The sequence below is a fragment of the Plantactinospora sp. B24E8 genome (assembly GCF_039871735.1).
Lineage (GTDB): Bacteria > Actinomycetota > Actinomycetes > Mycobacteriales > Micromonosporaceae > Plantactinospora.
The window spans coordinates 96333-120568 of record NZ_JBDPMH010000003.1; the positions used below are offsets into that span (position 1 = coordinate 96333).

General features: G+C 72.5%; 23 protein-coding genes. 15 read left to right on the forward strand and 8 right to left on the reverse strand.

All coding sequences use genetic code 11. The features are described 5' to 3' along the window. Window positions 1–6: 6 nt before the first annotated feature. From ABGB21_RS06615 to ABGB21_RS06630, 4 genes are all read right to left on the reverse strand, one after another. A complete protein-coding gene (locus ABGB21_RS06615; protein WP_347676779.1) occupies window positions 7–1251 on the reverse strand; it encodes an AI-2E family transporter in 1245 nt (414 codons plus the stop codon). Between the two features lie 106 nt (window positions 1252–1357). Next, a complete protein-coding gene (locus ABGB21_RS06620) occupies window positions 1358–3646 on the reverse strand; it encodes a hypothetical protein (RefSeq protein ID WP_347676781.1) in 2289 nt (762 codons plus the stop codon). A 182-nt stretch (window positions 3647–3828) separates the two neighbouring features. Continuing rightward, a complete protein-coding gene (locus tag ABGB21_RS06625) occupies window positions 3829–5109 on the reverse strand; it encodes a cell division protein DivIVA (protein WP_347651007.1) in 1281 nt (426 codons plus the stop codon). A gap of 154 nt (window positions 5110–5263) precedes the next feature. Next, window positions 5264–6277, reverse strand: a complete 1014-nt coding sequence (locus ABGB21_RS06630) for a TIGR03621 family F420-dependent LLM class oxidoreductase (protein WP_347651006.1) — start codon at window positions 6275–6277, stop codon at window positions 5264–5266. A gap of 131 nt (window positions 6278–6408) precedes the next feature. On the opposite strand from ABGB21_RS06630, the gene ABGB21_RS06635 reads away from it, so the two are divergent. After that, window positions 6409–7335 (forward strand): hypothetical protein, encoded by a 927-nt coding sequence (locus ABGB21_RS06635; protein ID WP_347651005.1) that lies wholly within the window; start codon window positions 6409–6411, stop codon window positions 7333–7335. A 96-nt stretch (window positions 7336–7431) separates the two neighbouring features. Here the strand turns inward: ABGB21_RS06635 and mce are convergent, their stop codons facing one another. Continuing rightward, the gene (gene mce, locus ABGB21_RS06640) at window positions 7432–7902 is read right to left on the reverse strand and encodes a methylmalonyl-CoA epimerase (protein WP_347651004.1); all 471 of its coding nucleotides are present in this window, start codon (window positions 7900–7902) and stop codon (window positions 7432–7434) included. 65 nt (window positions 7903–7967) lie between these two features. Between mce and ABGB21_RS06645 the strand changes: the two genes are divergently transcribed. Both ABGB21_RS06645 and meaB read left to right on the forward strand, forming a co-directional pair. Then, window positions 7968–9197 carry an acetyl-CoA C-acetyltransferase gene (locus tag ABGB21_RS06645; protein WP_347676783.1) on the forward strand — a complete coding sequence of 410 codons (1230 nt, stop codon included), beginning with the start codon at window positions 7968–7970 and terminating at the stop codon, window positions 9195–9197. Between the two features lie 92 nt (window positions 9198–9289). Next, entirely contained in the window at window positions 9290–10249 is a 960-nt protein-coding gene (gene meaB / locus ABGB21_RS06650; protein ID WP_347651002.1) for a methylmalonyl Co-A mutase-associated GTPase MeaB, read from the forward strand. Window positions 10250–10307: 58 nt separating this feature from the next. On the opposite strand, the gene ABGB21_RS06655 is transcribed toward meaB, so the two are convergent. Next, the gene (locus tag ABGB21_RS06655) at window positions 10308–10769 is read right to left on the reverse strand and encodes a DUF2000 domain-containing protein (RefSeq protein ID WP_347651001.1); all 462 of its coding nucleotides are present in this window, start codon (window positions 10767–10769) and stop codon (window positions 10308–10310) included. 49 nt (window positions 10770–10818) lie between these two features. Here ABGB21_RS06655 and ABGB21_RS06660 point away from each other — a divergent pair, with 49 nt between their 5' ends. The 5 genes from ABGB21_RS06660 (at window position 10819) to ABGB21_RS06680 (ending at window position 16435) form a co-directional block, all read left to right on the forward strand. Further along, a complete protein-coding gene (locus ABGB21_RS06660) occupies window positions 10819–11646 on the forward strand; it encodes an AraC family transcriptional regulator (RefSeq protein WP_347676785.1) in 828 nt (275 codons plus the stop codon). A gap of 105 nt (window positions 11647–11751) precedes the next feature. After that, window positions 11752–12201 (forward strand): Asp23/Gls24 family envelope stress response protein, encoded by a 450-nt coding sequence (locus ABGB21_RS06665; RefSeq protein WP_347650999.1) that lies wholly within the window; start codon window positions 11752–11754, stop codon window positions 12199–12201. Window positions 12202–12316: 115 nt separating this feature from the next. Then, window positions 12317–14005, forward strand: coding sequence for a methylmalonyl-CoA mutase family protein (locus tag ABGB21_RS06670; RefSeq protein WP_347650998.1), 1689 nt, complete (start codon window positions 12317–12319; stop codon window positions 14003–14005). Between the two features lie 101 nt (window positions 14006–14106). Then, complete coding sequence (locus ABGB21_RS06675) at window positions 14107–15039, forward strand: tetratricopeptide repeat protein (RefSeq protein WP_347650997.1); 933 nt, start codon at window positions 14107–14109, stop codon at window positions 15037–15039. Between the two features lie 64 nt (window positions 15040–15103). Next, a complete protein-coding gene (locus ABGB21_RS06680) occupies window positions 15104–16435 on the forward strand; it encodes an arginase family protein (protein ID WP_347676787.1) in 1332 nt (443 codons plus the stop codon). A gap of 125 nt (window positions 16436–16560) precedes the next feature. Here the strand turns inward: ABGB21_RS06680 and ABGB21_RS06685 are convergent, their stop codons facing one another. Then, complete coding sequence (locus tag ABGB21_RS06685) at window positions 16561–17754, reverse strand: macrolide family glycosyltransferase (protein ID WP_347676789.1); 1194 nt, start codon at window positions 17752–17754, stop codon at window positions 16561–16563. 124 nt (window positions 17755–17878) lie between these two features. On the opposite strand from ABGB21_RS06685, the gene ABGB21_RS06690 reads away from it, so the two are divergent. From ABGB21_RS06690 to ABGB21_RS06715, 6 genes are all read left to right on the forward strand, one after another. Then, on the forward strand, window positions 17879–18493 hold the full coding sequence (locus tag ABGB21_RS06690; RefSeq protein WP_347676791.1) for a TetR/AcrR family transcriptional regulator: 615 nt from the start codon (window positions 17879–17881) through the stop codon (window positions 18491–18493). A gap of 68 nt (window positions 18494–18561) precedes the next feature. Continuing rightward, entirely contained in the window at window positions 18562–19116 is a 555-nt protein-coding gene (locus ABGB21_RS06695; protein WP_347676793.1) for a WHG domain-containing protein, read from the forward strand. 131 nt (window positions 19117–19247) lie between these two features. Further along, a complete protein-coding gene (locus tag ABGB21_RS06700; RefSeq protein WP_347677165.1) occupies window positions 19248–20636 on the forward strand; it encodes a cellulase family glycosylhydrolase in 1389 nt (462 codons plus the stop codon). Between the two features lie 70 nt (window positions 20637–20706). Then, entirely contained in the window at window positions 20707–21186 is a 480-nt protein-coding gene (locus tag ABGB21_RS06705) for an OsmC family protein (RefSeq protein WP_347676795.1), read from the forward strand. A gap of 231 nt (window positions 21187–21417) precedes the next feature. Continuing rightward, window positions 21418–21819, forward strand: coding sequence for a cold shock domain-containing protein (locus ABGB21_RS06710; protein ID WP_347676797.1), 402 nt, complete (start codon window positions 21418–21420; stop codon window positions 21817–21819). Continuing rightward, window positions 21816–22697: a metallophosphoesterase gene (locus ABGB21_RS06715; RefSeq protein WP_347677167.1), complete on the forward strand. Its 882-nt coding sequence runs from the start codon at window positions 21816–21818 to the stop codon at window positions 22695–22697. Before ABGB21_RS06710 ends, ABGB21_RS06715 begins: the two co-directional genes overlap by 4 nt. Window positions 22698–22761: 64 nt before the next feature. Here ABGB21_RS06715 and ABGB21_RS06720 read toward each other — a convergent pair whose 3' ends face one another. Beyond that, entirely contained in the window at window positions 22762–23610 is an 849-nt protein-coding gene (locus ABGB21_RS06720; RefSeq protein ID WP_347650989.1) for a class I SAM-dependent methyltransferase, read from the reverse strand. Window positions 23611–23715: 105 nt separating this feature from the next. Here ABGB21_RS06720 and ABGB21_RS06725 point away from each other — a divergent pair, with 105 nt between their 5' ends. Continuing rightward, window positions 23716–24219 (forward strand): hemerythrin domain-containing protein, encoded by a 504-nt coding sequence (locus ABGB21_RS06725; RefSeq protein ID WP_347650988.1) that lies wholly within the window; start codon window positions 23716–23718, stop codon window positions 24217–24219. Window positions 24220–24236 lie beyond the last annotated feature (17 nt).

Here is a 24236-nt window from a genome sequence, read left to right on the forward strand (position 1 = left end):
GTACGGTCAGCGGAGCTGCTGCCGGGGCAGCACCACCTCGCGCAGCACCAACTGCACCGCCGCGACCGCCGGGATGGCGACCAGGGCGCCGACCACCCCGAACAACGCCACCCCGAGCAGCGCCGCGACGATCGCCGCCGCGTCGTTGACCTCGACCGAGCGACGCATCACCCGTGGATAGATCAGGTAGTTCTCCAGCTGCTGGTAGATCAGGAAGAAGACCACACAGGCGATACCGGTCGGCACGTCGGCGGCGAAGCCCACCAGACTGATCAGCACCGCGCCGATGGTCGCGCCGATCTGCGGAATGAGGTCACAGATCGCCACCACCACGGCGAGCGCGAACGGGTACGCCAGTCCGACGCTCACCGCGAAGACGAAGGTGCTCACCCCGGCCAGCAGCGCGATCGCCAGCGCCCCCACCATGTACGCGCCGACCTTGGCGAGGATGGCGTCCCCGATCAGCTGGACCCGCTCCCGCCGGGTGGCCGGCACCAGGCCGTAGCCGAGTTTGCGGAGCCGGTCGAAGGTGGCCATGAAATAGATGGTCAGGACCAGTACGGTCAGCACGTTGAAGACCGCGCCGAAGACGAACCGGGCGCCGCCGAAGACCCCGCCCAGGGCCCGGGTCACGTTCTCCTGGCTGACCGCCGAATTCACCCGCTCCACCAGGTCGTACTGGACGACGAGGTCGTTGACGGTCTCGCTGCGCCGCAACTGTTCGACGTAGTCCGGCAGTTCCTCGATGAACTGGCCGGACTGACTGACCAGCGGCGGAATGAGCGCATAGACGCCGCCGGCGAGGAGCAGCAACAGGCCAAGCGTCACCACCGTCACCGCCAGCCCGTGCGGCAGTCCCCAACGGCGCAGCCGGGCCACCGCCGGGGTCAACCCGATCGCCAGGAAGAGCGCGATGAAGATGAGGACCAGCATCGAGCCGGCGTTGCGCAGTGCCTGGTAGATCAGGTACGCCAGCAGCAGCCCCAGCCCGCCGGTGAGGCCGATCAGGAACGGGTTCAGGTGCAGCGGCCGACCGAGTCGCCCGAACCGGTCACCGTGCCCGGGCCGACCCTCGGCAGTCGGGCCGGCGGACTGCTCGGCGGCCGGGCCGGCGGACTCCTCGTCCCGCGCGGTATCGCCCGCCGGCGTGCTGTCCGCCGTGTCGACCGCCGACGTGGTGTCCGCCGGCCGTACCTCGTCGGTCCGGCCGGCAGACCCCTCGTCCTGCACCGCTGGCTGCTCGCTTCCCACCCGCACCTCCCGACGTCACGCCAGGCCCGTCAGGTTAGCGGGCGGTCCCCAGCCCCGCTCGCCGGTGCCACTCTCGCCCCGGTGCCGCACCACTCTCTCGCCGACGTCACTCCGAGTCGGCGGTGACCTTCGTGGTCTTGCTGCCCGACTCCTCTTTGGTCTTGCTGCCCTGGTCGTCGACGGTGGGCTTGCCGCTCCGCTTGCCGGAGTCCCCGGTGCTCGTGATCATGGTCGGCACCGGCTCACGCCCAGCGGTGCCCGGCACGGCCGCCACCGTCGGTTCACCCTCGTGCGGCTGGTCCGCCCCGTTCGTCACCGGGTCGGTCACCCGGGCCGGCCGGTCACCGTCGGCCCGCAGATCGGCGGAGACCTGCTCGACAGCCGCCTCGACAAGCTGCTGCATCACCGGCTCGGCCTGCGCCAACTGCTGCTCGGCCCGTTCCAGCTGCTCCTCGGCCCGCTGGGCCGACTGCTCCGTACCGGTCAACCGGTCCTGCTCGTTGCCGAGCTGTTCCCGGGCCGCCGCCAGCTGCCGCTGGATCCGGTCCGACTCCTGCCGGGAGGCGACCGTCTCCTGCCGGATGTCGGCGAGCGCCTGCTGCGCCCCGGCCAACTCCTGCATCACCTCGGCCAGCTGCTGGCGCCCGGCCGCTGCCTCCTGCTGGGTGCTGGCCAGGTGCTGCTGGGTGGTGGCCAGGTGCTGCTGCGCGGTGGCCAGGTACTCCTCGAACTGCAGCCGGGACGCGGCGGCCTGCTCCTCCGCCTGCCGCTGCAACTCGGTCAGCCGCTCCTCGGCCTCCCGACGCTTCCCGGCGGCCTGCTCCTCCGCCTCGGCGCGGATCCGGGTCGCGTACTCCTCGGCCTCCCGGCGCAGCTCGTCGGCGCCGCCCTCGATCTCGGCACGCCGCTCCTCGTACGCCTGGTCCAGCTCGGCCATCCGGGTCTGGTACGTCTGCTCCAGCTCCGTCCGCCGCTCTTCGAGCGTCTGCTCCAGCTCGGTCCGCTGCTGCTCGATCGACTGCTCCAGCTCGGCCTTGAGCTGGTTGAACTCGCGGTCCGCGCCGGCCCGGTACGCGGCCAGTTCGTCGTCGAGTGCGGCCCGGCCGGCGGTGATCTCCTGCTCGGCCGCCTCCCGCTGGGCGGTGATCTCCTGGTCGGCCGCGGCGGTCCGCCGGTTGATCTCCTGCTCCACCCCGGACCGCCAGGCGGCCAGCTCCGACTGCGTCTCCGCCCGGACCCGCTGGGCGTACTCCTCGACCTCGGCCCGGGAACGGCGGACGAACTCCTCGGTCTCCTCGGTGATCCGCTTCGCCTCCGCCGTCGCCGTGCTGTGTGCCGCCTGACCGGACTCACGGAGCTGGGTCGCCTCGTGCTTCGCCTTCGCGTACGCCCCCTGGCCGGCCTCGCGCAGCTGGGACGCCTCCGCCCGGGCCAGCTCGATGGTCCGGTCCGCCTCCTGCCGCGCCGCGTCGAGCAGCCGCTGGGTCTCCTGCTGGGCCATCGCGTGGGCGGCCTGGCCGGCCTCCCGCAGCCGGGTGGCCTCCTGCTGGGCGGCGTCGCGCAGCCGGTTCGCCTCGTGCTGCGCCGCGTGCCGCAGCCGGGCCGACTCCTGCCGGGCCCGTTCGACGACCTGTTCGGCCTCCCGGTTGGTCCGGTCGGTCAGCTCAGACGTCTCCCGGGCGGTCTGCTCGGTCAGCCGGGTCGCCTCCTGCTCGGCGGTGTCCCGCAGCTGCTTCGCCTCCTGCAGCGCCTTGGTGTGCGCGGCGTGGCTCGCCTCCCGCAGCCGGTTCGCCTCCTCGGCGGCCCGGTTACGCAGCTCGGAACTCTCCTCCTGGGCCTTGACGAACGCCGCCTGCGCGGCCTCCCGCAACCGGGTGGCCTCCTCGGCAGCGGCGGCCACGGCCGCCTCCGCCTCGGCCCGCCGGGCGTTGTTGACCTTCTCCTCCTCGGCCCGCCGGGCGGCCAGCGCGAGTTCGAAGTCGCGCAGCGCCTCGGCGGCCTGTTGGCGGGCGTCCTCGAGCACCTGCTCGGCCTCGGCCCGCCGCGCCTCGATGTCCTGCGTCGCCTGATGGTGGATGACCTCGGCCTGCTCCTCGGCAAGGGTCAGGATGTGCTCCACCACCGGCCCCAGGTGCCGGAACGAGGCACGGTCCACCACACCGACCTGCCGGCGCAACGCCATCAGGTCGCGTTGCAGCACCTCGACCTGACCGGCCAGGTTGTGGATCTGCGCGTACGCCTGCTCACGCTGCGCCGCCAACCGGGCAATGTCCTTCTCGGCCTCGGCGACGTACCGGTCCACCTGCCGTTTATCGTAGCCCCGCAGGGCCGACTCGAAGCTCGGCTCCGTAGCCACGTCCCCGTCCAGGGCGAACAAGTCCTCGCCGTACGACATGCTCCCATCCTCACACGGGTCGCCCGGTTCTGCGGCCATACCCGGCGGCGTTGATCGGGCCGGGCGTCACGGCATGCTAGGGGACGATCCGGTGGACGGACAGCGCTCGGGGCCGTACCGGAAGATCCGGTACGGCCCCGGCCGTGCTGCTGCCCCGCAGTCCGACCGTGCGATCGGTCGGCTCAGCTGGCGACGTCGGCGGTCTGCCGCTCGTCGGAGTCGCTCTTGTCGGCGGCCTTCGCCTCCGGCTCGGCCTTCGCGGGGGTGGCGGCGGGAGCCGCCGAACCGACGCCGGGCACGATGCCGGCCAGGCCGGAGAGCATCTGGCCGAGCTGCGCGGTGACCGCGTCCTTCTGCCGGGTGAGGTCCTCGACCTCGCGGCGGGCCGCCTGCGTGGTCAGTTCCGCCTCGGTACGCGCCTCGGTGAGCAGGCGGTGGGCCTCGGCCCGAGCCTCGTTCACGGTCTTGTCGGCCAGCGCCTTGGCCTTGTCGACGGTGTCGTTGGCGGTGCGCTCCGACTCGACCCGGCGGGCCTCGGCGCGCTGCTCGATCTCCTTCGCCCGGTCCTGGGCGGCCCGGGCCCGCTGCTCGGCCTCGGCGACCAGCTTCTGGGTCTGGGCGACCTGGGCGGCGTGCCGCTCGGACTCCTCGCGCTCCGCCTTCTCCCGGCGCTCCGCCAGCTGCAGCTCCAGGGCCTGCAGGTCCTTGTCCCGCTTGTCCCGGGCGTCGGCGAGCAGCTTGGTCGCCTCGGCGCGCTTCTCCTCGGCCTCCCGGGCCGCCTTCGCGCGCTGCTGGGTGATCTCCCGCTCGGCGGTCGCCCGCAGCGTCGCCACCTCACGCTCGACCGTGGACCGCAGTTCGGCGACCTCGTGCGCGGTCACCGTACGCAGCTGCTTGGTCTCCCGCTCGGCGTCGGCGCGCAGCGTGTCGGCCTCCCGGCGGGCCTGCACCCGGACCTCGGCGGCCTCCCGCTCGGCGGCGGTACGGACGCTGCCCGCCTCGCGCTCCGCGGACGCCTTCATCGCGGCGGCCTCGGCGCGCGCCTTGTCGGTGATCTCCCGGGCCTCCAGCCGGGCGGCCGAGAGGATGCCCTCCGACTCGCGCTTGGCCTCGCCACGGTGGTCGTTCGCCTGCTCCTCGGCGAGCCGCAGGATCTGCTCGACGCGGGTGCCCAGGCCGGAGAGGGTCGGCCGGTTGTTCTCCTCGAGCTGCTTGTTCGTGTCGGTCAGCTTCTGCTCGAGTGCGGCGAGCCGCTGCTCGGCCTGGCGGAGCCGACGCTGCGCGTCGTTCATCCGCTGTTCGGCGTCGGCCCGGTCCTGCTGCGCCTGGTGCAGCGCCGCGGTCAGCCGGCCGAGGTGACTGTTGACCTGCTCACGGTCGTAACCGCGCAGGGCGACTGTGAAGTCTGGCTGCGAGTTCGCGTTGTCGAAGAACGCGAGAGGGGAGGATTGCTGCTGGGGCATTGGGACATACTTGCAGACACACCGGGGGCCTTCGCAAGAGCCGGGACGTTGTATCGCGCCCAGTTCACATGGTCAACTCGACCCGCCGGGCAGCCGTACCTTTTTCATGATCTTCGTTGGCTGTGTCGGTGGCCGGGACCGCCGGGGCAGTGGCTCAGCGGCCGGCGAGCCGGGCCACGATCGGGGCGGCGGCGTCCAGGTTGCCGCCGAGATGCAGGTAGTTGATTCCGTACCGCTCGCGGAGCGCGACCAGCCGGTCCACGCACTCGTCGACGTCGCCGTGCAGCACCGCCGGTGAGGCGGCCAGGGTGGTGGCGTCGGCCAGCCGGGCGTGACTGGAGGTGGACCGGTGTGTCACTCCCCGGTGCGTCACCCGTACGTCGAACATCCGCAGCTGGAACTCCAGCCGCTCCGGATCGCGGCCGGCGGCCGAGGCGGCGGAGCGGGCCCAGGCCACCTTCCGGGCGAAGCGGTCCGGAGCCATCTCGGCCACCGCGGCGAGTGGGTCGACGTCCGGGGCGAGTCGTGGGTTGATCCCGACGATGTCGGCGTACCGGCCGGCCAGTTCGAGGATGCGCCGGCTACCGCCGCCGACCAGCAGCGGCGGGTGCGGCCGCTGCACCGGCTTCGGCAGCCCGTCCAGCTCACCGATCTGGTAGTGCCGGCCGGTGAAGCTCACCGGCTTGTCGCCGAAGAGGCCGGCCAGCACCTCGATCGCCTCGGCCAGCCGGGCCACCCGTACGCCCGGCGGGTCGAACGGCAGACCGGCGGCGTCGTGGTCGGTACGCAGCCAGCCGGCGCCGAGCCCGATCTCGACCCGACCGCCGGAGAAGACGTCGAGGTTGGCCAGGGATTTGTGCAGCAGCACCGGATGCCGGAAGTCGTTGCAGAAGACCAGCCCCAGCACCCGCAGCCGGGTGGTGGCCTCGGCGGCGACCGTCATCGCCACCAGCGGGTCCATCGCCCAGCCACCGGTGAAGTGGTCCGAGACCGAGACCGAGTCGAAGCCGAGGTCCTCGATCCGGCGGATCTCGTCCCGCCACCGTGCGACCGGCCGGTCGAGTCCGGGCATCGAGGCGGTGAACCGGAACGGCCGGCGACCGGCGGACGGCCCGGGACCGGTGGGGTCGGCGGTCGAGCCGGGGACGGCCGGAGGCGGGGGTGGCATCGTCCGACTCTAAGCGCGCCAACCGGCCCCGGATACGCGGTTCGGCCGGAGATCCGGTCCACGGGCAGTCGGATTCTCGACACGGTTGGTGACCTGACGGCCCTCCCCGCCCCGGCCCGGGGCGGCTTAGCGTGACCGACGCGCAGACCTACCGTGAGCTACCGCAGGAGGCCGCAGTGACGGTGCTGCACTTCGACTCGCCGATGTCCGACGCGGAGCGTCGGGCCCGGCTCTTCGCCGGGGACCTGTTCGTCTACTCGCCGACGCCACACTCGATGGCGCTGGTCGCCTTCGCCCGGGAGATGGTCGAGACGGCGTTCACCCCCCACTTCCCGCCCGACGCCCAGCACCACCTGGCCGGCCCGGACTACGTACGGGTGCTGGCCGACCTCAAGCCGACCTTCATCAACCACCCACGCAGTGCCGAACTCGTCCGGGGGGTGCTCTCCGACCTCGGCGCCGACCCGGAGCAGACGTACTTCGACGTGCCCCGGCTGCGCACGATGACCAGCGAGTACCTCAACGCGGGGCTGACCCTGCAGTTCGAGTCGCACCGGGACACCTGGTTCTCCGCGCCGATGTCGCAGCTCAACTTCTGGATGCCGGTGTACGACGTGGTCGAGTCGAACGTGATGGCCTTCCACCCGAGGTACTTCGGCACCGGGGTGCGGAACAGCTCCCGGAACTACAACTACGCCGAGTGGGTCACGCACGGTCGGACCGCGGCCGCCCAGCAGGTGCACGCCGAGACCCGGGAACAGCCCCGGCTGGAACAGGACCTGGAACGCGAGCCGGACCTGCGGGTGATCACCCCGCCCGGCGGCGTACTGATCTTCTCGGGTGCGCAGCTGCACACCACCGTGCCGAACACCTCCGGCCGGACCCGGTTCTCGATCGACTTCCGGGCGGTCAACCTGACCGACGTCGAGTCCGGGGCGGGCGCCCACAACGTCGACTCGGAGTGCACCGGCACCACCCTCGGCGACTTCCGCCGGGCCACCGACCTGGCCCCGCTGCCGGCCGGGCTGATCGAGGCGCACGACGCCGTGCCGGGCTGACCGCCACGCCGACCGGCCGCGCCGGCAGGGCACTGGTGTGCGCCGCCGGCAGGGCACGGGCGTGCGCCGCCGGCAGGGCACGGGTGTGCGCCGCCGTCAGGACGTGGCCGGCTCGACCAGTTCCACAAGTACGCCGCCGGCGTCCCGGGGATGCACGAAGTTGATCCGGGAGCCGGCGGTGCCGCGTCGTGGGGTCTCGTAGAGCACCCGTACGCCGCGCTCCCGCAGCGCCGCGCAGGCCGCGTCGACGTCCGCCACGGTGTACGCCACCTGCTGCACACCGGGCCCGTTACGGTCCAGGAACTTCGCGATCGGCGAGTCCGGGGTCAGCGGCGCCAGCAGCTGTACGCAGCCACCGGTCGGGTCCGGGCCGACGCTCAGCATCGCCTCCCGTACGCCCTGCTCGGTGTTGGTCTCGGTGTGCACGCAGCGCATGCCGAAGACCCGCTGGTGGAACTCGATCGCGGCGTCGAGGTCGGCGACGGCCACCCCGACGTGATCGATGCGGAGCAGTCCGATCCCTGTGACATAGTCGGCAGCGGGCTCGGCCGGGACGTCATCACCCATGACGCTAGTCTGACCTAACTATCGTTAAGCCGTACCGTCAGGTCCCCTCGGAGGCGACAGTACCCATGGTTTCAGCTCCCCTGACACCGGCCCGGCCGGCTTCCGTGATCGTCGGTGGCGCCCGTACCCCGATGGGGCGACTGCTCGGCAACCTGAAGGACTTCCCGGCGACGAAGCTCGGCGGCGTTGCCATCCGGGCCGCCCTGGAGCGGGCCGGCGTCCCCGCCGACCAGGTGCAGTACGTGATCATGGGTCAGGTGCTGCAGGCCGGCGCCGGCCAGATCCCGGCCCGGCAGGCCGCGGTCGAGGCGGGCATCCCGATGTCCGTACCGGCGTTGACCATCAACAAGGTCTGCCTCTCCGGCCTCGACGCGATCGCGCTGGCCGACCAGCTCATCCGGGCCGGCGAGTTCGACATCGTGGTCGCCGGCGGCATGGAGTCGATGACCAACGCCCCGCACCTGCTGCTCGGCCAGCGGGCCGGCTACAAGTACGGCGACGTGGTGGTGAAGGACCACATGGCGCTGGACGGCCTCACCGACGCCTGGGACTGCTGCGCGATGGGCGAGTCCACCGAACGGCACAACGGCCGGCACGGGATCACCCGGGCCGAGCAGGACGCCTTCGCCGCCGCCAGCCACCAGAAGGCCGCCGCCGCGCAGAAGAACGGCGCCTTCGCCGAGGAGATCACCCCGGTGACCGTGCCGCAGCGCAAGGGCGACCCGCTGGTGATCAGCGAGGACGAGGGCGTACGCCCGGACACCACGGCCGAGTCGCTGGGCCGGCTGCGTCCCGCCTTCACCCCGGACGGCACCATCACCGCCGGCAGCTCGTCGCCGATCTCCGACGGCGCCTGCGCGGTCGTGGTGATGAGCCGGGCCAAGGCCGAGGAACTCGGGCTGAGCTGGCTCGCCGAGATCGGGGCGCACGGCAACGTCGCCGGCCCGGACAACTCGCTGCACTCGCAGCCCTCCAACGCGATCAGCCACGCGCTGGGCAAGGCCGGACTCGGCGTCGCCGACCTGGATCTGATCGAGATCAACGAGGCGTTCGCGCAGGTCGGCATCCAGGCCACCCGCGACCTCGGGGTCAGCCCCGAGATCGTGAACGTCAACGGCGGCGCGATCGCGCTCGGGCACCCGATCGGGATGTCCGGTGCCCGGCTGGTCCTCACCCTCGCCATGGAACTGCGCCGCCGGGGCGGCGGCACCGGGGCGGCGGCGCTGTGCGGCGGCGGCGGACAGGGCGACGCGCTGATCATCACGGTTCCCCGCCAGGGCGGCGGCCAGGAGTGACCGCACCAGGCTCCACCGGACGACCAGCGGCAGCCGGGCCGGCTCCGGCCGGGTCCGCCCCCGGGGCCCCCGGCCCGGCCGGCCCGGTGTCGGTGCGACGCAGCCGCGACGTACCGCTGCTGGTCGAGCGGGCCCGCGACGGTGACCCCCGGGCGGTGGCCCGGCTGATCACCCTGGTCGAGTCCGGCGACGACCTGCTGCCGGAGATCGCGGCGGCGCTGGCCCCGCACACCGGCCGGGCCCAGGTCATCGGGCTGACCGGGTCGCCCGGGGTCGGCAAGTCGACCACCACCAACGAGCTGGTCCGGGCGCTGCGGGCCCGGGACCACCGGGTCGGGGTGCTCGCCGTCGACCCGTCCAGCCCGTTCACCGGCGGGGCGATCCTCGGCGACCGGGTCCGGATGCAGGACCACGCGACCGACCCCGGCGTCTACATCCGTTCCATGTCCAGCCGGGGCCACCTCGGCGGGCTGGCCGCCGCCACCCCGGCCGCGGTCCGGGTGCTGGAGGGTGCCGGCTGTGACGTCGTCCTGGTGGAGACCGTCGGGGTCGGCCAGGCGGAGGTGGAGGTCGCCTCGCTCGCCGACACCACGCTGGTCCTGCTCGCCCCCGGGATGGGCGACGCGATCCAGGCGGTCAAGGCCGGCATCCTGGAGATCGCCGACGTTTTTGTGGTGAACAAGGCCGACCGGGACGGCGCCGACAACACCGTCCGGGACATCCAGGGCATGATCGCCCTTGGCGAGCGCGGACCCGGCGAGTGGCGTCCCAGGGTGGTTCGCGCGGTCGCCGCCCGGGGCGAGGGGATCGACGACCTCGTCGCCGCGATCGAGAAGCACCGGGGCTGGCTGGTCGAACACGGCGAACTGCGGCGCCGCCGGGAGGCGCGGGCCGCCGCCGAGGTCGAGGCGATCGCGCTCGGCACCCTGCGCGCCCGGCTCGGCTCGCTTCGCTCCGGTACGGCGCTCGCCGACCTCGCCGCCCGGGTCGCCGACGGGACCACCGACCCGTACGCCGCCGCCGGTGACCTGCTCACCCAACTGGAGCTGTAAGGACGGGCCCCTTCCCGTCGTCCGGGCGGCGGGCAGGAAGGGGCCTTCCCGACACCGGTCAGCGGTGCAGTGCCGCACCCTTGAGGACCTTGTCCACGGCGTTGCGGGGGCCGTGCAGGGCCAACCCCACCAGGTCCAGTTTGGCGCGTGGCACGGCCCGTACGGCGGCCCGGTTGTCCCGGTCGTTGCCGGTGTGGAACAGGTCTGCGGTGAAGACGCTGAGCGGAATGCCCCGGTCCAGCGCGCGGCGGTGCGCGGCGGCCAGGATGTCCCGGTCGCCGGCGAAGACCAGCACCGGCTGGCGGAACATCGGCAGGTAGCGGGTGTCGTCGGCGTCCAGGTAGTCCTCGCCGAGCAGCTCCGGTTCGGCCCCGGCGATTCCGCTGACCAGGAACGCGGTCACGTTGAGCCGCTGCCAGCCGGCCAGGTCGTCCCGGAGCAGTACGGCGATCTTGCTGTCGAACCGGACCGGTGGCGGAGTCGGCTCCCCAGCGGCCGGTGGGATGTTCGGATCGTTCATCCGACCGAGCCTGCCGAGCGGCCCCGTCCCGGTCTTGTACGTTCCTGACGTGCGTACCCGGGTCGCGGCCTGGCGTCCGGCGGTGGCCGGCGTCGCCGAGGTGTTCCACGCGGACTTCGTCGACCACGCCTACCCGGCGCACACCCACGACGCCTGGACCCTGCTGATCGTCGACGACGGCGCCATCCGGTACGACCTGGACCGGACCGAGCACGGCACGGTCGGGGCGGAGGTCACCCTGTTGCCGCCGCACGTCGCGCACGACGGCCGGTCGGCGACCCGGCACGGCTTCCGCAAGCGGGTTCTCTATCTCGACACGTCCGTGCTGGGCGAGGAGTTGATCGGCGCGGCGGTGGAGACGCCGAGCCTGTCCGACCCGCAGCTGCGGGACCGGATCCACCGGCTGCACCGTGCGCTCGTACACCCGGGGGACGCCTTCGAGGCGGAGAGCCGGCTGGCGTTCGTCCGCGAGCGGTTGTCCGGCCACCTGCGGACCCGGCCGGGCGGCGGACCGCCGGCACCGTCGGGGTCGGCGACCGTGGCGACCGGACAGCTCGCTGGCCGGCTCCGCGGGCTGCTGGACGCCCGACTGACCACCGGGATCACCCTGGTCGAGGCCGCCGCGACGCTGGCGGCGCATCCGACGCACCTGGTCCGGTCCTTCACCCGACGGTACGGTCTGCCGCCGCACCGCTATCTGACCGGTCGCCGGATCGACCTGGCCCGTCGGCTGCTGCTGGCCGGGATGCCACCGGCCGAGGTGGCGGTCTCCGCCGGCTTCTACGACCAGGCACACCTGACCCGGCACTTCCGCCGGTATCTCGGCGTCGGCCCGGCCCGGTTCGCTGCCGGAGCCGACCCGGTCGGCCGGACTTGAGCCGAGAATCCGTCACGTTACGCCGTTGGTTTGCCGGTGCCGAGTAGGCTCCGTCAACGCTGACTGCGCCGTGTCAGGCTGCCAAGACCAGGGGAGAGACAGAGCATGACCGAGGTTCCGAACGAGGCGGGCCAGGCCGCGGAGACCGCCGCGCCCGCTGCCGCACCGGCTGCCGCGCCCGCCGCGGCACCGCGCGGTGCGACCGAGGTGTCCGAAGAGGTCATCGAGAAGATCGCCGGTACGGCGGCCCGCTCGGTGCCTGGGGTCGCCGAGCTGGGCGGGGACGTGGCCCGGTTCTTCAACAACGTGCTGGACCGGGTCGGTCTGGACGAGGTCGGCGATGCCGGCCGGGGCGTCTCGGCCGAGGTGAAGGGGACCAGCGCGTCCATCAGGATCGTGCTGGTCATCGAGGCCGGGCAGGTCGTGGCCGACGTGACCGAGGCGGTCCGGGTGAAGGTGATCGAGGAGGTCGAGAAGTACGGCATCCAGGTCAGCGAGGTGAACGTCAAGGTTGACGACATCGAGCTGAACCCGCCGGCGGCCGCCGGAGCGTGACCGTCCCGTCGCCGTACACCTGTTGAGAAGGGCCCCTCTGCCGCGGACAGCGATCGGAAGGGGCCCTTCCCCGCGTCCTTAGCGATCGTTCAGGTTGACCCTTTACACTGCGGTGATGAACGCGGACGAGATCGCCGCCGGACGGGAACGCTGGCAGGCCCGGTACGACGCGGCCCGGAAGCGGGACGCGGACTTCACGACGCTCTCCGGAATGACCGTCGACCCGGTGTACGGGCCGCCGGAGGGGACCGCCGACCCACGGTTCGCCCGGATCGGCTGGCCCGGCGAGTACCCGTACACCCGGGGGTTGCACCCGACCGGCTACCGGGGGCGGACCTGGACGATCCGGCAGTTCGCCGGCTTCGGCAACGCCCGGCAGACCAACGAGCGCTACAAGATGATCCTCGGCGCCGGCGGCGGCGGTCTCTCGGTCGCCTTCGACATGCCGACCCTGATGGGGCGCGACTCCGACGACCCGCAGGCGCTCGGCGAGGTCGGGCACTGCGGGGTGGCGATCGACTCGGCCGCCGACATGGAGGTGCTGTTCGACGGCATCGACCTGGCCGGTGTCACGACGAGCATGACCATCTCCGGTCCGGCGGTGCCGGTCTTCTGCATGTACCTGGTCGCCGCCGAGCGGCAGGGCGCCGACATCTCCACCCTGGACGGCACCCTGCAGACCGACATCTTCAAGGAGTACATCGCGCAGAAGGAGTGGCTCTTCGACCCGGAGCCGCACCTGCGCCTGATCGGCGACCTGATGGAGTACTGCGCGGGCACCATCCCCCGGTACAAGCCGCTCTCGGTCTCCGGCTACCACATCCGGGAGGCCGGTTCGACCGCCGCCCAGGAGTTGGCGTACACCCTGGCGGACGGTTTCGGCTATGTCGAGCTGGGGTTGAGTCGCGGCCTGGACGTGAACGTCTTCGCCCCCGGGCTGAGCTTCTTCTTCGACTCGCACGTCGACTTCTTCGAGGAGATCGCCAAGTTCCGGGCCGCCCGCCGGATCTGGGCCCGCTGGCTGCGCGATGTCTACGGCGCCACCAGCGAGAAGGCGCTCTGGCTGCGGTTCCACACCCAGACCGCCGGGGTGTCGCTGACCGCCCAGCAGCCGGTCAACAACGTGGTCCGGACCGCGGTGGAGGCGCTCGCCGCGGTGCTGGGCGGGACGAACTCGCTGCACACCAACGCGCTGGACGAGACCCTGGCCCTGCCCACCGACTCGTCCGCCGAGATCGCGCTGCGGACCCAGCAGGTGCTGATGGAGGAGATCGGGGTCACCAACGTGGCCGACCCGCTCGGCGGTTCCTGGTACGTCGAGGCACTCACCGACAAGATCGAGGCCGAGGCGGAGGAGATCTTCGCCCGGATCCGGCAGTTGGGTGGCGAGGGGCCGCACCCGATCGGCCCGATGACCTCCGGCATCCTGCGCGGCATCGAGGACGGCTGGTTCACCGGTCAGATCGCCGAGGCGGCCTTCGTCTACCAGCAGGCGCTGGAGAAGGGCGACAAGAAGATCGTCGGAGTGAACTGCCACACCGGTACGGTCGCCAAGGAGCTGGAGATCCTGCGGGTCTCGCACGAGGTCGAGCTGGAGCAGCGCCGGGTGCTGGCCGCCCGCAAGTCCGGCCGGGACGACGCCGAGGTGCGCTCCGCGCTGGCCCGGATGGTCGAGGTGGCGCGTACCGACGGGAACCTGGTCCCGCCGATGCTGGACGCGGTACGCGCCGAGGCGACACTCGGGGAGATCTGCGACGCGCTGCGCGACGAGTGGGGCGTCTACCGCGAGCCGGCCCGGTTCTGACCCGGATCCGGTGCGCCGGCCGGGCCGGGCGGGCTCCGGTCAGCTGTCGTCCACCGGCGGTTCGTCGGGGACGGCCGGCGCGCGTGCGAGACTAGACAACCATGAGCGACCCACGGATCACCTCGTCGATCTTCACCCGCGGCGCGGTCGACCTCGGCGCACTGCGCGCCGCCCAGACGCCCGCACAGTCCCCGGTTACCCCGCCCGCCAGCCGTCCGACGCCGGGCGGCGGATATCCCGGCGCACCGGCCGGCGGACCGGGCGGCGTCACCGTGATCGACGTCACCGAGGCCACCTTCCAGTCCGAGGTGCTCGAACGCTCGCTGACCACGCCGGTCGTCATCGACTTCTGGGCCGAGTGGTGCCAGCCGTGCAAGCAGCTCTCCCCGGTGCTGGAGCGCCTCGCCGTCGAGGGCGGCGGCGCCTGGGTGCTGGCCAAGGTCGACGTCGACGCCAACCCGCGGCTGGCGCAGATGTTCCGGATCCAGGGCATCCCGATGGTGGTCGCGATCATCGGCGGGCAGCCGGCGGACGCGTTCACCGGGGTGCAGCCGGAGGCCCAGCTGCGGCAGTGGATCGCCGCGCTGCTCAAGGCCGCCGGAGTGAGCGTGGAGGCCCCGGAGGACCCCCGGCTGGTCGAGGCCGACGACGCCCTGATCAGCGGGGACCTGGACGCGGCCGAGCGGGCGTACCGGAAGATCCTGTCGGAGAGTCCGGCGGACGCGGCGGCCGAGGCCGGCCTCGCGCACGTGTCGCTGGCCCGGCGGGTGGCCGGGGTCGACCCGGCGGCGGCGATGGCCGCGGCCGAGGCGGCGCCGGACGACGTACCGGCGCAGCTGCTCGCCGCCGACATCGAGGTACTCAGCGGTCAGGCGGAGCAGGCGTACGCCCGGCTGGTCGACCTGGTCCGACGGACCAGCGGCGATGACCGGGACGCCGCCCGGCAGCACCTGGTGTCCCTTTTCAGCATCGCCGGTCCGGACGATCCTGCGGTGGCGACCGCTCGGCGGGCGCTCTCCCGCGCGCTCTTCTAGAACAATGTGAGTACGAGCGGCGGGCATGCCGGCTGGCAGCCGCGATACCGGACGGGAGCAATGTATGCGCCGGATCGCCGTCCTGGACGCCCCCTCCAACCTGGGCCTGCGTCCACCGACCGGTACGTCGGTGCCGGGCTGTGCCAAGGCTCCCGGCGCGCTGCGTGACCACGACCTGATCGCCCGGCTCGGTGCCCGGGACGCCGGCTGCCTCACCCCGCCCCGGTACGACCCGGGCGACTGGCGTCCCGGGGACGGGGTGTGTCATGCGGCGTCGATCGCGTCGTACTCGATGCGGCTGGCCGACCGGGTCGGCACGATCATCGACCGGGGGGAGTTTCCCCTGGTCCTGGGTGGTGACTGCGCCATCCTGCTCGGTTCGGCGCTGGCCATGCACCGGCTCGGCGAGGCGGTCGGCGGCCGGGTCGGGCTGGTGTTCGTGGACGGCCACTCCGACTTCCGGCACCCGGGCAACGCCTCGTACGTCGGTGCGGCGGCCGGTGAGGACCTCGCCCTGGTCACCGGTCGGGGCCAGGCCGACCTGGCCGCGATCGAGGGGCGGCGGCCGTACTTCCGGGACATCGACGTGGTGGTGCTCGGCATCCGGTCCCACGACGAGTACCGGCTCGACCTGCAGGCGGCCGGGATCGTCACCCGGCCGGTCCCGGCGTTGCGGGCCGAGGGCGCGGCCCGGACCGCGCAGTGGGCGCACGACCAGTTGACCGACTGTGTCGGCTACTGGGTGCACGTGGACGTGGACGTGCTCGATCCGGCGGTGATGCCGGCGGTCGACGCGCCCGACCCGGGCGGGATCGCCTTCGCCGAGCTGGAGCTGCTGCTGGCCGGCCTGGTCGACACCCCGCACTGCCTCGGGGTGGAGGTCACCGTCTTCGACCCGGACTACGACCCGGACGGGGCGTACGCCGCCGAGATCGTCGGCACGCTGGTGGCCGGTCTCAGTCCGGTGACCACCCCGGACGTCGTACCGCCCCGGCTGCTGCCGAGCGGCACCCCGGCCGGGCCCGGACCGGCGGCGGTGCCGGGCCCCCGGTACGGGCCGACCGGGTCGTCGACCGGTGGCGGGGCCCGGGAGGTGCCGCCGCTCGGGCTGGCCGGGTTGCCCCGACCGTCTCCGGTGGTCGCGGCCGAGCCGGTTGGTCCGCCCCCGTCGGCCGGCCCCGGCCGGCTGCGGCGCCCCACGGTGCCACCGCTCGAGCTCAGACCCGCGGAGACCGGGTCGCCGGTCCGGGCGCCGTTCGTGCCGTCGACTGGTTCGCAGTCCGTGCCGCCGGCGGGTCCGCCCGCCGTCGACGGCGCCGGTGCCGTGGAGACCGGGCCGGAGGACGACAGGCCGCACCGGGTTGCCGGACCTGGCTCGGCAGCCGAGATCGCCTGACCGGGGACACTCGGCGATCCGTCGGCCGCCGACCGCCGGTGTTCTGCGCCGTCCGGAGCGGAGCGGCGGCCGACCGCCGGTGTTCTGCGCCGTCCGGAGCGGAGCGGCGGCCGACCACCGGTGTCCTACGCCGTCCGGAGTGGGGCGGCGGACAGCTCGGCCTCGATCAGCGCGACCGCCCGGGCCGTGCCGCTCTCGGCACGTACCTGACGGCGGAGGTCGGCACACCGCGCCGACACGACGGCGTCGGTGGTGAGGTGCAGCAGTGCCGTCCGCAGTTCGTCGGCGGTGACGGTGGCCAGGTCGACGACCCGGGCCACGCCGAGGTCGGCCAGTCGTTCGGCGTTGGCGAACTGGTCGGCGGCCTGGGGTACGGCGATCATCGGCGTGCCGCAGTACAGCCCCTCGCTGCTGCCGCCCATGCCGGCGTGGGTGAGGAACGCGTCGGCCTGCTCCAGGATCGCGAGCTGCGGCACCCAGGTGTGCACCTCCACACTGTCCGGCACGACGCCGAGTTCCGCCGGGTCGACGTGCCGGCCGACCTGCAGCACGGTGTGCCAGCCGGGCAGCGTGCCGAAGGCGGTGACACAGCGCCGGTAGAAGTCGGCGTGCCGGGTGAACGCTGATCCGAGCGACACCAGCAGCACCTTCTCGACGCCCGCCGGGCGGGTCCAGGTGCCCTGGTCGGGCCGGTCGCCGAGGACGGGGCCGACGAAGCTGTGGACGGCGGGGTCCACCCGGTCGGCGTTCGGTTGCAGCGCGCGGGGGATGAGGGCCAGGCAGCGGGTCGGTCGGCCCTGGAAGGCGAGGCTGTCGGTGACCGACGACCCGTTCTCGGTGAGCCACGTCGTGAACCGCCGGTAGTAGTCCGCCCCGCGCGGTTCGGCCCGCATCGCCTCGACCGCCTGCGCCATCTCCGCCTCGTAGCCGTCCCAGGCCACGAAGGTGGGGGAGAGTTGGATCGCGGGGATGCCCCACTGTTCGCCGAGGAGCCGGGCCGGTGCGCCGGCGATGTCGTAGAGGAACAGGTCGGGGCGGTCGTCGGCGTACCGGGCACGTAGCTGCGGGAGCATCGCGATCGAGTCGTCGAGGAAGAGCGTCAGTTGGCCGATCGGATCCTCGACCCACTCCTCGTCGGGGCCGGGCAGCGTCGAGCGGTACGGCTTGAGTTCGGCCCCGGTGCGCTGGATGACGTCGGCGAACGACGGGTCGTTCGCGTACGTGACCCGGTGTCCCCGGTCGACCAGGGCGCGCAGGATCTGCAGGCTCGGGTTGACGTGCCCGGGGGCGGGGATGCTGACCATGGCGATGTGGGACACGGGTTCTCCTCGGCGGGGGTGGGTGGCGCAGTCGCGAGACGAGACGTCTCGTCCAGGCACTGTGTCACGTCGGGGCGGCGCTGGCAAGACGATCCGTCTCGTCTCGTTGCGGTACGCTGGGTCCGTGCCCGCCGACCCCGCCCGCCGCAACGACCGCGCCCGCCGGGCGATCCTCGTCGCCGCCCTGGAACTGCTGGCCGAGACCAGCTATCCCGAGCTGACCGTCGAGCGGATCGCCGCGCGTGCGGGGGTCGGCAAGCAGACGATCTACCGCTGGTGGCGCGGCAAGGGGGCGGTGATCCTGGACGCGCTGGTGGAGGCCGCGACGGCCGGTGACGGGTCGGTGCCCGACACCGGTGACGTCGCCGCTGACCTGCGGGCGCTGATCCGCGCCACGGTCGCCGAGTTCGCCGACCCCCGGCTGTCCGCCACCACCCGGGCGATCACCATCGAGACGCTCGCCGACGAGACGCTCGCCGAACAGGTCCGCGACCGGCTGCTGCGGCCCCAACTCGACGCGGTCCGGTCCCGGCTGGAGGCGGGCCGGCGCGTCGGGCAGGTCCGGTCCGACGTCGACCTCGACCAGGTGGTGGAACTGCTCTTCGGGCCGATCTACCACCGCTGGCTGCTGCGTACCGGCCCGCTCACCGAGGCGTACGCCGACGGCGTGGTGGATCTCGCCCTGGCCGCGGTCACCCCGGCGGCGCCGGCCGACGGTCGACTTGACGGTGGACGCTAGCCAGATTAGCTTTCCGGCTATGGTCCTTTTTGTGGTGAACGGAAAACGGGCAGATCGCGGGTGGGCCCGTGCCTAGGGTCGGACTCTCCACCGCCGCCGTCGTCTCCGCCGCGCTCGACGTCATCGACGCGCAGGGCCCGGACGGGCTGACCCTGGCCGCGGTCGCCAGCCGTACCGGGGTGGCCGCGCCGTCGCTCTACAAACACGTCGCGGGGCTCGCCGAACTCCGCGCCCTGGTCGGCGTACGGGTGCTGACGGAGATGACCGAGCGGTTCACCGCGGCGGTGATCGGGCGCAGTGGGGACGACGCGGTCGCCGCCCTGCTCCGCACCTACCGGGAGTACGTCCGCGAGCACCCCGCCCGGTATGCCGCGCTGCCGCTCGACCCGCTGCACGACGCCGGCATGCTCGAGGCCGGCAAGGGGATGATGCAGGTCTTCCTCGGCATGCTCCGCGGCTACGGGCTCACCGACTCCGCCGCGATCCACGCCACCCGGTGCGCCCGGTCGATCGCGCACGGGTTCGCCTCGATCGAGGCCAACGGCGGATTCGGTCTGGCCGAGGACCGTGACGAGACGTACGAGCAGTTGATCGCGATGTTCCTGGCCAGCCTGCCGCGCTGACCGCGCCACCGGTTGCGGGGACTCTTAGCCTTCCTTATAGTTCGACGCTAATTGATGCCTGTCGGCCGCTCACCGACCGGGCACCGCCGTCGACCGTCCCGGAGGCACCTGTGACGCGTACCCGAAGGACTCTGCTGTTGGCCGGTCTGGTCGCCGCCGTCGTGACCGCGTCGGCGGCCGTGGTGTCGGCACCGCTGACCATGGCCGCGCGGGCCGCCGCCACCCCGACCGCCAGTTTCGCGAAGGTCGCCGACTGGGGCTCGGGCTGGGAGGGCCGCTACACGATCACCAATTCCGGCACCAGCACCATCACCTCCTGGCGGGTCGAGTTCGACCTGCCCACCGGCACCACCGTCGGCAGCTACTGGGACGCCACCCTGACCAGCAGCGGGCAGCGCCACACCTTCGGCAACCGCGCCTGGAACGGCACCGTCACCCCCGGTTCCTCGGTCACCTTCGGCTTCATCGGCTCCGGCCCGGGCGCCCCGGCCGGCTGCCGGCTCAACGGCCAGCCCTGCGCCGGCGGCACCACCCCGACCCCGACCCCGACGGCCACCCCTACCCCGACCCCGACCGTGCCGCCGGGCAGCACGCCGGTCGCCGCGAACGGCCAACTCCGGGTCTGCGGCCGGCAGCTCTGCAACACCCGGGGCAAGGCGATCCAGTTGCGCGGCATGAGCACGCACGGCCTGCAGTGGTACGCCAACTGCGCCACCCCCGGCTCGCTCGACGTCCTGGCCAACGAGTGGCGGGCGGACGTGCTGCGGATCTCGATGTACGTCCAGGAGGGCGGCTACGAGACCGACCCCCGGCGCTTCACCGACCTGGTACACAACTACATCGAGTTGGCCACCGCCCGGGGCTTGTACGCGATCGTGGACTGGCACATGCTCACCCCGGGTGACCCGAACGAGAACCTGGGTCGGGCGCGGACCTTCTTCGCCGAGATCGCCGACCGGCACCGGGCCAAGAACAACGTCATCTACGAGATCGCGAACGAGCCCAACGGGGTGGCCTGGAGTTCGATCAAGGGCTACGCCGACCAGATCATCCCGGTGATCCGTACCCGGGACGCCGACGCGGTGGTGCTGGTCGGCACCCCGGACTGGTCCTCGCTCGGTGCCTCGGGTGAGGGCGGCGGGCCGGACGTGATCGCCGCCAACCCGGTGAACGACAACAACGTCATGTACGTCTTCCACTTCTACGCCGCCTCGCACGACGACTACTACCTCGACACGGTCACCCGGGCGGCGGACCGGCTGCCGCTGTTCGTCACCGAGTTCGGCACCCAGGAGTACACCGGCGACGGCCCGAACAACTTCACCATGGCCCAGCGCTACCTCGACCTGTTCGCCAGCCGGAAGATCAGTTGGGTGAACTGGAACCTCTCCGACGACTTCCGCTCCGGCGCGGTCTTCACCACCGGCACCTGCGCGACCGGCCAGTTCTCCGGCACCGGACGGCTGAAGGAGGCCGGCGTCTGGATCCGCGACCGGATCCGCACCGCGGACGACTTCTGAGCTGTGTCGGGCTGAACTCTCACCGGGGCCGCCTCGCCGAGGCGGCCCCGGCGTGCGGCAGGATCGGACGATGGAGAGATCCCACGAGTACCCGCTCACGCTGACCTGGACCGGCGCCGGTGCCGAGGGCACGGTCAACTACCGGGCCTACGGCCGCGACCACACGCTCGTCGCCGAGGGCCCGCCGCCGCTGCTCGGCTCGGCCGACCCGCTGTTCCGGGGCGACCCGGCCCGGTGGAACCCCGAGCAGCTCCTCGTCGCCGCGCTCGCCCAGTGCCACATGCTGTCGTACCTGAGCCTCTGCGCGCGGGGGCGGGTCGTGGTGACCGGGTACACCGACGAGGCGGTCGGCACGATGGTGGAGAGCGGTGACGGCGGGGGAGCGTTCACCGAGGTGGTGCTCCGACCCCGGGTCACCGTCGCCGCCCCCGAGATGGTCGAGCAGGCCACCGAGCTGCACGAACGGGCGCACCGGCTCTGTTTCATCGCCAGCTCGGTCAACTTCCCGGTACGCCACGAGCCGGTCATCGTCGTCGCCGAGCCAGCCTGACCTGGTCGCCGGCCCTCGTCGTGGAGTTCGGCCGGCGTCGTGGAGTTCGGCCGGCGTCTGCCACGGCGCGCCCGCTGACCTCGTCACCGTGCCGGCCGGCGCTCGTCACGGACTGACGGTAGGGGCCGGTGCGGCTATCGTGACGGAGGGCGGTCGTATCGACCGGTGCGGTCGCCGGCTGTGTTCGGTTCTGTGTGGTTGTCGGTTCTGTAGTGAGTGGTGGTGGCGGTCGTGGCGGTCGGGAAGCTGTTGCGGTTCGACGAGGTACGCGGTTACGGGTTCATCGCGCCGGACGCCGGTGGTGAGGACGTCTTCGTTCACGCCAACGACTTCGGCGAGGACAAGCACCTGATCTATCCCGGCATGCGCCTGGAGTACGAGGTGGAGCAGGGCGAACGGGGCCTGAAGGCGACCACCATCCGGATCGTCGACCGGCCCGCGGTCAAACCCCGGCCGGCCCGGCCGGCGGGCGAGAACGAGGAACTGTGTGACGTCCTGTCCGGCGCCGAACTCAGCGCCGAGGTCACCGAACTGCTGATCGACAAGGTGCCGACGTTGACCGGCGCCCAGATCGGCGCCATCCGGCAGCAGATCGTCAACCTCGCCCGGGTGCACGGCTGGGTGGAGCCCTGAACCCGGCCGTTCCCGGCGACGTCGCCCCGGCCCGGGGTGAACTGCTCGCGGTCAGCGACCTGCACGTCGGATACGCCGACAACCGGAAGCTGGTCGAGGGCTTCACCCCCGGTTCCGACGAGGACTGGCTGCTGCTCGCCGGTGACCTCGGTGAGCGGGTCGAGGACATCTACTGGGCGCTGCGGGTGCTCAGGGAGCGGTTCTCCACCGTCGTCTGGGTGCCGGGCAACCACGAGCTGTGGACACCCCGGCAGGACCGGGTGCAGCTGCGCGGGGTGGCCCGCTACGACCTGCTGGTCGAGATCTGCCGGCGGGTCGGCGTACTGACCCCGGAGGACCCGTACCCGGTCTTCACCGGTGCGGGCGGGCCGGTGACCGTCGTCCCGCTCTTCCTCCTGTACGACTACACGTTCTGGCCGCCCGGGGTGACGAGTCGGGAGGAGGCGCTCGCCCTGGCCCACTCCACCGGGGTGATCGCCACCGACGAGTACCTGCTGCACCCCGACCCGTACCCGAGCCGGCAGGACTGGTGCGCGGCCCGGCTGGAGTCGACCGAGCGGCGGCTGGCGGCCGAACTCGACCCGACGCTGCCGACCGTGCTGGTCAACCACTTCCCGCTGGTGCAGGAGGTGACCCGGATCCTGCGGTATCCGGAGTTCGCGCAGTGGTGCGGCACGGTCCGGACCGCCGACTGGCACGTCCGCTACCGGGCCGCCGCGGTGGTCTACGGGCACCTGCACATCCCCCGGGTCAACTGGTTCGACGGGGTCCGGTTCGCCGAGGTGTCGCTCGGCTACCCACGGGAGTGGCAGGCCCGGGACCGGCCGCCGGGCCGGCCCGTACCCGTGCTGCCCGGCCGGGCCACGGACCCGGCCTGACCCGTTCCGCCCGGCACCCGACGGCCCCGGACCGCCGCGGCGGCCGGGCGCGCCGGCTCGGCCGTCAGCGGGTACGGCGCATCCAGAACGCGCCGGTCGGCAGCCCTCGCAGCTCGGCCGGTACGGCGTCCGGCCGCTGCGCCCACAGCCACGAGGTGAAGAGCAGCACCTGCCAGGAGGTGTTGTGGGTGAGGAACGCCCGGAGCAGGTAGACCTCGGTCCAGTCCCGGCCCTCGCGCAGCCACTTCTCCGGATACTCGAACGGCCAGTGGATGTCGTGCACGTGCACCACCACCCCCGGCCGCAGCGTGGGCAGGACGTGCAGCAGCAGCCAGACCACGTCCGAGCCGGCCTTCACCACGTGCGTCGAGTCGATCAGCAGGATGTCGCCGGCGTCGAGGGCGGCGAAGGTCTCCCGGTCGACGTCCTGCACCCGACGCTGGATCAACTCGACCCGGTCCCCGGGGCGCAGTCGGGACCGCAGCCGCTCGGGGTGCGGCTCCACGCAGGTGATCCGCAGCTCCGGCAGGTGCCGGTCGACGACGTCGAGGGCGACCGCGGTGGAGTAGCCGGAGCCGACCTCGATCAGCCGGGCCGGGCGATGGTGCCGGAGCATCGCGTGCAGTACGGCGGCGTCGGGGCGCCCGTACATGCCGTTGTGGTCGTGCCACCGGTCGGTCGGCAGCTCCCGCAGGTACGGCGTGAGTTCGGCGGCGAGGCGTACCTGCTCGGCCTCGCGCAGGTCGATCCCGACCGGGGCCAGGTCACGCCAGCCGACCGCGGTGGTCCGGTCGGCGGGCGCGGTGGCCGGCGAGTAGTAGTGACCCGGTTTCACGTACGGCGGTGCGCTGAGCACCGCACTGATCCCCCGGGCGCGCCGGATGACCTGCGTCTGGAACCCCCCAACAGCCATGCGGGGAATTCTGGCCTTTATCGCAATACTTCGCTAGTACCCCGTAAAAATAGAACTTCCGCGTGTAATCCGTGAGATTTGTTCTGTACATCGGAGGGGTGGGCGATGGACGACATCACCGGACTGGTCCTCGACGACCACGAGGCGTTCCGGCGCGGATTCGCCCGGCTCGACGACGCCCGGGGCGAGACGGAGCTGCGGGCCATCTGGGACCCGCTCTCCCTGCACCTGGACATCCACGCCGAGGCGGAGGAGGCGATCCTCTATCCGTACCTGGTCCGACACGGTGACCCCGACACCGCCGCCGACGAGACCGACGACGCGATCGGCGACCACAACCGGATCCGGGACGCGGTCGCCGAGGCGCGTCGGCACGTACCCGGCACCGACGGCTGGTGGGCGGCGATCTGGCAGGCCCGGCGGGAGAACAGCGCGCACCTGGCCGAGGAGGAGGACGGCGTCCTCGCCGACTTCCGGCGCAACGCCAGCCGGGAACTGCGCGCCGAACTGGCCATCCGGTGGCTCACCTTCTACGGCGAGCATCCGGGCGGCCGGGACCTGCTCTTCCAGAACAAGGACCCCCGGGCGTACGTCGAGGGGCACCGCTGACGCCCGCCCTGCCGGAC

What these genes read in the sequence shown, in the direction of transcription:
- ABGB21_RS06620 (WP_347676781.1), bottom strand. Translation starts at nt 3,646, where the DNA reads ATGTCGTACGGCGAGGACTTGTTCGCCCTGGACGGGGACGTGGCTACG.
- ABGB21_RS06625 (WP_347651007.1), bottom strand. Translation starts at nt 5,109, where the DNA reads ATGCCCCAGCAGCAATCCTCCCCTCTCGCGTTCTTCGACAACGCGAAC.
- ABGB21_RS06630 (WP_347651006.1), bottom strand. Translation starts at nt 6,277, where the DNA reads ATGCCACCCCCGCCTCCGGCCGTCCCCGGCTCGACCGCCGACCCCACC.
- mce (WP_347651004.1), bottom strand. Translation starts at nt 7,902, where the DNA reads ATGGGTGATGACGTCCCGGCCGAGCCCGCTGCCGACTATGTCACAGGG.
- ABGB21_RS06645 (WP_347676783.1), top strand. Translation starts at nt 7,968, where the DNA reads ATGGTTTCAGCTCCCCTGACACCGGCCCGGCCGGCTTCCGTGATCGTC.
- ABGB21_RS06655 (WP_347651001.1), bottom strand. Translation starts at nt 10,769, where the DNA reads ATGAACGATCCGAACATCCCACCGGCCGCTGGGGAGCCGACTCCGCCA.
- ABGB21_RS06665 (WP_347650999.1), top strand. Translation starts at nt 11,752, where the DNA reads ATGACCGAGGTTCCGAACGAGGCGGGCCAGGCCGCGGAGACCGCCGCG.
- ABGB21_RS06670 (WP_347650998.1), top strand. Translation starts at nt 12,317, where the DNA reads ATGAACGCGGACGAGATCGCCGCCGGACGGGAACGCTGGCAGGCCCGG.
- ABGB21_RS06675 (WP_347650997.1), top strand. Translation starts at nt 14,107, where the DNA reads ATGAGCGACCCACGGATCACCTCGTCGATCTTCACCCGCGGCGCGGTC.
- ABGB21_RS06680 (WP_347676787.1), top strand. Translation starts at nt 15,104, where the DNA reads ATGCGCCGGATCGCCGTCCTGGACGCCCCCTCCAACCTGGGCCTGCGT.
- ABGB21_RS06705 (WP_347676795.1), top strand. Translation starts at nt 20,707, where the DNA reads ATGGAGAGATCCCACGAGTACCCGCTCACGCTGACCTGGACCGGCGCC.
- ABGB21_RS06720 (WP_347650989.1), bottom strand. Translation starts at nt 23,610, where the DNA reads ATGGCTGTTGGGGGGTTCCAGACGCAGGTCATCCGGCGCGCCCGGGGG.
- ABGB21_RS06725 (WP_347650988.1), top strand. Translation starts at nt 23,716, where the DNA reads ATGGACGACATCACCGGACTGGTCCTCGACGACCACGAGGCGTTCCGG.